Below are 5,538 nucleotides of genomic sequence, written 5' to 3'. Positions count from 1 at the left end.
TTCGTCATGGCGCCGATCCTGCAGATCGTCTTCGCCCTGATGCTGAGCCTGGTTCCGGTGGCGGGCTGGGACAATGGCTGGCGGTCGATGGTGCTGCCGGTGGTGGCGATGGCGCTGCCGAACATCGCCTATGTCGCCCGACTGACCCGCGGCGCCATGATCGAGACGCTGCGCAGCAACTACATCCGCACCGCCCGGGCCAAGGGGGTGGGCGAGTGGCGGGTGCTGACCCACCACGCCATCCGCGGCGCTATGATCCCGGTCATCGCCTATCTCGGCCCCGCCACGGCCGGGCTCATCACCGGGTCGATGGTGATCGAGACCATCTTCGCCGTGCCCGGCATCGGCCGCTACTTCGTCGAGAGCGCGATCAGCCGCGACTACACCATGGTGATGGGGGTCACGCTGGTCTACGGCAGCTGCATCATCCTGTTCAACATGGTGACCGACGTGGCGCAGATGCTGCTGGACCCGAGGTCGCGGACATGACCGACGCAACGGCCGAACTCGCTCCGCCGGAAGAGGGCGCCGAGGGCGTCAGCCCGCTGCGCGAGGCGCTGCGCCGCTTCCGCGCCAACCGGGCCGCGGTGGCCAGCCTGGTCATCCTGGTCCTGATCGTGGTCTTCTGCTTCGGCGGGCCGCTGCTGTACGGCTATGAGCCGGACGACGCCAATTTCGAGGCGATGAACGCGCCTTTGGACCTGTTCTCGGCGCATCCCTTCGGCACCGACGACCTGGGCCGCGACCTGCTGCTGCGGATCATGGCCGGCGGCCAGGTGTCGCTGATCATCGGCCTGGTGGCGACGCTGATCGCCGTCGCCATCGGCGTCACCTGGGGGTCGGTCGCGGGCTTCCTGGGCGGCGTTGTCGACCAGGTGATGATGCGCATCGTCGACGTGCTGTACGGCATCCCCTACATCTTCCAGGTCATCCTGATCAGTATGGCGCTGGGCCGCGGCAGCACCGCCGTGATCATCGCCGTGGTGCTGTCGCTGTGGCTGACGCCGTCGCGCATCGTCCGCGCCCAGGCCATCGCCCTGCGCAGCCGCGAGTTCATCGAGGCGGCGCGGGCCGGCGGCATGACCAAGCGGCAGATCGTGCTGAAGCACATCATGCCGAACTGCGTCGGCGTGGTGATCGTCTATTCCAGCCTGCTGATTCCGGACGTGATCCTGAGCGAATCCCTGCTCAGCTTCCTCGGCCTTGGCGTGCAGGCGCCGGAGACCAGCTGGGGCGTGCTGATCAGCGAGGGCCAGGCCAAGATCGAGACAGCCCCGCATATGCTGATCCTGCCGGGCCTGGCCCTGGCCCTGACCCTGTTCTGCATGAACTTCGTCGCCGACGGGCTGCGCGATGCCTTCGACCCCAATGAACGCTGATCCCCTGCTGTCGGTCGAGGGCCTCGGCATCCGCTTCCGGACGCGCCGGGGCGAGGCCGTGGCCGTTGACGGCGTCGACTTCACCGTCCGCCGCGGCGAGGTGCTGGGCATCGTCGGCGAGAGCGGGTCGGGCAAGAGCCAGATCCTGCTGTCGATCATGGGCCTGCTGGCCGGCAACGGCGCCGCCACCGGCCGGATCCGCTTCGAGGGGCAGGACCTGCTGGCGCTGGACCGGCGCGGGCTGGACCGGCTGCGCGGGTCGGCCATGACCATGATCTTCCAGGACCCGATGACCTCGCTGAACCCCTATCACCGGGTCGGGGCGCAGCTGACCGAAGTGCTGATCCGCCATCAGGGGATGAAGAAGACCGATGCCTGGGAAGCCGCCGCGCGGATGCTGGACCGGGTGAAGATCCCGGATGCGGCGCGGCGCATGCGGCAATACCCGCACGAGCTGTCGGGCGGCATGCGGCAGCGGGTCATGATCGCCATGGCGCTGCTGTGCAACCCGCGCATCCTGCTGGCGGACGAGCCGACCACGGCGCTGGATGTCACCGTCCAGGCCCAGGTGCTGGACCTGCTGCGCGATCTGGTGCGCGAGCTGGGGACGGCGGTGATTCTGGTGACGCACGACCTGGGCGTCGTCGCCGAGATGTGCGACCGGGTGCTGGTGCTCTACGGCGGCAAGGTGATGGAGGCGGCACCGGTCGACCCGCTCTTCGCCGATCCGGCCCATCCCTACACGCGCGGTCTCCTGGATTCGACGCCGGACCTGGAGGGGACGGAGGGCGAGCTGCGGGTGATCCCGGGCCAGCCGCGCGCGGCCGCCGGCGACCTGCCGGGCTGCCCCTTCGCCCCGCGCTGCGACCGCAGGGTCGAGGCCTGCACCGCCCAGATGCCGCCGCTGCTGCCGGCGCGCGATGGAGGCGGCCGCGTCGTCGCCTGCCACCGGCCGCTGCCGCAGCAAGCCGCCGTGCCGGAGCTGGTGCCATGACCCCGGTGCTGTCGGTCCGCAACCTGAAGGTCCATTTCCCGCTCTCGGCCGGGCTGCTGGGCGGCCCGCCGCTGCTGGTCAAGGCGGTGGACGACGTGTCCTTCGACCTGGCCCCGGGCGAGGTGCTGGCCGTGGTCGGCGAATCCGGCTGCGGCAAGTCCACCCTCGGCCGGGCCGTGCTGAAGCTGATCCCGCCAACCGCCGGCACCGTCGCCTGGAACGGCAGCGACGTGACCGGCCTGCCCGAGGATGCGCTGCGGCCGCGGCGGCGCGACATGCAGATCATCTTCCAGGACCCGCTGGCGTCGCTGGACCCGCGCATGACGGTGGCCCAGATCATCGGCCGGCCGCTGCGCACCTTCCACCCCGAGCTGAAGCGGGCCGAGGTCGCCGCCCGGGTGAACGAGGCGATGCGCCAGGTCGGCCTGTCCCCGGCCCTGGCCCATCGCTACCCGCATGAATTCTCCGGCGGGCAGTGCCAGCGCATCGGCATCGCCCGCGCCATCATCCTGCGGCCGAAGCTGATCGTCTGCGACGAGCCGGTGTCGGCGCTGGACGTCTCGATCCAGGCGCAGATCGTCAACCTGCTGATGCGGCTGCGGCGGGAGATGGGTATGGCGCTGATCTTCATCTCCCACAATATGAGCGTGGTGCGGCACATCAGCGACCGGGTGATGGTGCTGTATCTGGGGCGAGAGGCGGAAATCGCCGGCCGCGACGCCTTCTTCGCCCGGCCGCTGCACCCCTATGCCCAGGCGCTGCTCTCCGCCGTGCCGGTGCCCGACCCGGTGCGGGCGCGGCAGCGCCGGCGGGTGGTGCTGCAGGGCGACACGCCGTCGCCGATCAACCCGCCCTCCGGCTGCGCCTTCCGCACCCGTTGTCCGCATGCCGTCGACCTCTGCGCCCGCGCCGTGCCGGGGCTGCGCGATTTCGGCACCGGCCATCGCGCCGCCTGCCACCGGATCGAGGAGCTGGCCGGCGTCCCGGCCTGACCGCGCCGCGCCCGCCATGCGTCCGGCGCCGTATCCCGACCCGCCGCCGCTGGAGTAGCATTTCGGTCATGAGCATCGATCCCGGCTTCCTGGACCGCCTGATCGCCGCGCCGCGGCTGCTGTTCCCTTCCGTGTCGCCGGACGGGCGCTGGGTGGCCTGGCTGTGGAACGGCAAGGCCGAGGGCAACGGGCCCTGGATCGCCCCGACTGCGGGGGACGCGGCGCCGCGCCTGCTGCCGGAGCCGTTCTCCGGCTGGGATTGCGAGAGCTTCAGCTGGGCGCCGGACGGCCAGGCGCTGATCGTCGCCCGCCGCCGCGATGGCGAGGAGCAGGTCGGGCTGCAGCGGGTGTGGCTCGACCCCGCGCGGCCGGCCGAGGCGCTGCTGCCCGACCGGCCGGGCTATTACGTCTACACCGCTCAAGCGCACCCGGACGGGCGGCGGCTGGTCTATGCCGCCAGCCGCGACCCGGCCACCGGGCTGGGCGGCGACATTCTTCATCTCTACGAGCACGACATCGCCACGGGGGCGCAGCGCGCCCTCGCGTCGCCGCGGCGGTCCTGCAAGCTGACGCCGAAGCTGGACCCGACCGGGCGCCGGATCCTGTATCTGCGCAACGACCACCATCCGAGCGGCCGGGCGCTGTGGGTCTACGACCTGGAGACCGGCACGGACCGCGAGCTGTACAACCCCGGCGGCCCGGCCAAGGCCGAGGGCGTGTGGTCGCCGGACGGGTCGCGCGTCGCTTTTGTCGCCGAGGGACCATCGCATAAGCGGCTGGGGCTGATCGACCTCGCTTCCGACGATTTGCGCTGGCTGGTCGACAATCCGGCGATCCCGGTCGAGCATGTGCGCTGGCCGCGTCAGGCCGATGGCGGCCAGGACCTGCTGGTGGTGCTGGAATCCAGCGCCGCGCGGGACGAGGCCGGGTTCCTGATGGTCCCGACCGGCGCCTATGCCCCGGTGTTCCGCGGCGGCGACATCCTGCGCCCGATCGCGCCGCTGCCCGACGGCCGCTGGGTGCTGGAGCGCGGCCGGGCCACCGCGCCGACCGATATCGTGACCCTGGCGGCCGAGGCGCCGGACCTGCTGACCGCCCATGAGCTGGCGCCGCTGCCTGAGGGCACCCTGCCCGACCCGGCGGAGCTGAGCCCGGCCGAGCCCTTCTGGTGGCATTCGGTCGACGGGCTGCGGGTCCAGGGCTGGCTGTACCGTGCCAAAGGCGAGGCGCGCGGCGCCGTGGTCCATGTCCATGGCGGCCCGACCGCCCACTATGACGGCCGCTTCGACCCGGTGCCGCAGGCGCTGTGCCGCGCCGGCTTCCATGTGCTGCAGCCGAACTACCGCGGCAGCACCGGCCTGGGCCTGGCCTTCCAGGAGGCGATCAAGGCGGATGGCTGGGGCGGGCGCGAGCAGGAGGACATCCGCACCGGCGTCCTGGCGCTGATGAATGCCGGGCTGGCGCAGCCGGGCCGGGTCGGCATCACCGGCCTGTCCTATGGCGGCTATTCCGCCTGGTGGGCGATCACGCATTTCCCGCGCGAGGTGATCGCGGCCTCCGCCCCGATCTGCGGCATGACCGACCTGGTTACCGACTACTGGACCACCCGGCCGGACCTGCGCCCTTATTCCGAGGCGATGATGGGCGGCACGCCGGACGAGCTGCCGGAAAAGTACCGCGAGCGGTCGCCGATCCACGCCGTCGACCGGATCAAGGGGCGGCTCTTGATCGTCCAGGGCCTGACCGACCCCAATGTGACGCCGGAGCATGTCGAGATCATGCGGGCCGAGCTTGACGCCCGCGGCATCCCCTATGAGACGCTGCTGTTCCCGGACGAAGGCCACGGCATCGTCAAGCCGGGCAACTGCCGGGTGCTGTATGAGCGGCTGATCGCCTTCTTCAGCGAGGCCTTCGGGCCGGCGCTGGAGGATCCCGGAGCAGAAGACATCGAGGTGGTCGCGTTACCTCTCCCGTCGGCGGGACCTTTTCAAGATAGCTGACACCCATCCCTTTATAGTCCCCCCTCCCCTTGCGGGAGGGGGGCAGGGGGAGGGGTCTGTGCGCGTCCGCGCGCGAATGGGCAAGGCGTTGATCTAACGAATAGGCGGATTTGCAAGGTCTCGGCCGGATCAAGCCGAGAGAACCCCCTCCCCCTACCCCCCTCCCCCAAGGG

Annotated in this window: 5 protein-coding genes; all 5 read left to right on the top strand. The window is 70.9% G+C overall.

The genetic code is table 11. The features are described from left to right. On the top strand, positions 1-489 hold a 489-nt coding region (locus ABDW35_RS31265), incomplete at its 5' end, for an ABC transporter permease subunit (protein ID WP_343717753.1). After that, positions 486-1,379, top strand: a complete 894-nt coding sequence (locus ABDW35_RS31260) for an ABC transporter permease subunit (RefSeq protein ID WP_343717752.1) — start codon at positions 486-488, stop codon at positions 1,377-1,379. The genes ABDW35_RS31265 and ABDW35_RS31260, both read left to right, overlap by 4 nt. Next, positions 1,369-2,373, top strand: a complete 1,005-nt coding sequence (locus tag ABDW35_RS31255) for an ABC transporter ATP-binding protein (protein WP_343717751.1) — start codon at positions 1,369-1,371, stop codon at positions 2,371-2,373. Before ABDW35_RS31260 ends, ABDW35_RS31255 begins: the two co-directional genes overlap by 11 nt. After that, complete coding sequence (locus ABDW35_RS31250) at positions 2,370-3,365, top strand: oligopeptide/dipeptide ABC transporter ATP-binding protein (RefSeq protein WP_343717750.1); 996 nt, start codon at positions 2,370-2,372, stop codon at positions 3,363-3,365. Before ABDW35_RS31255 ends, ABDW35_RS31250 begins: the two co-directional genes overlap by 4 nt. A gap of 68 nt (positions 3,366-3,433) precedes the next feature. Further along, positions 3,434-5,365 (top strand): prolyl oligopeptidase family serine peptidase, encoded by a 1,932-nt coding sequence (locus ABDW35_RS31245; protein WP_343717749.1) that lies wholly within the window; start codon positions 3,434-3,436, stop codon positions 5,363-5,365. Positions 5,366-5,538 lie beyond the last annotated feature (173 nt).

This window comes from Inquilinus sp. (assembly GCF_039594555.1).
GTDB lineage: Bacteria > Pseudomonadota > Alphaproteobacteria > DSM-16000 > Inquilinaceae > Inquilinus.
This window is presented reverse-complemented; position numbering and strand designations above follow the sequence as displayed.

Excerpts from the sequence above, each read along its gene's own strand:
- ABDW35_RS31260 (WP_343717752.1), top strand. The coding sequence starts at position 486 with ATGACCGACGCAACGGCCGAACTCGCTCCGCCGGAAGAGGGCGCCGAG.
- ABDW35_RS31245 (WP_343717749.1), top strand. The coding sequence starts at position 3,434 with ATGAGCATCGATCCCGGCTTCCTGGACCGCCTGATCGCCGCGCCGCGG.
- ABDW35_RS31255 (WP_343717751.1), top strand. The coding sequence starts at position 1,369 with ATGAACGCTGATCCCCTGCTGTCGGTCGAGGGCCTCGGCATCCGCTTC.
- ABDW35_RS31250 (WP_343717750.1), top strand. The coding sequence starts at position 2,370 with ATGACCCCGGTGCTGTCGGTCCGCAACCTGAAGGTCCATTTCCCGCTC.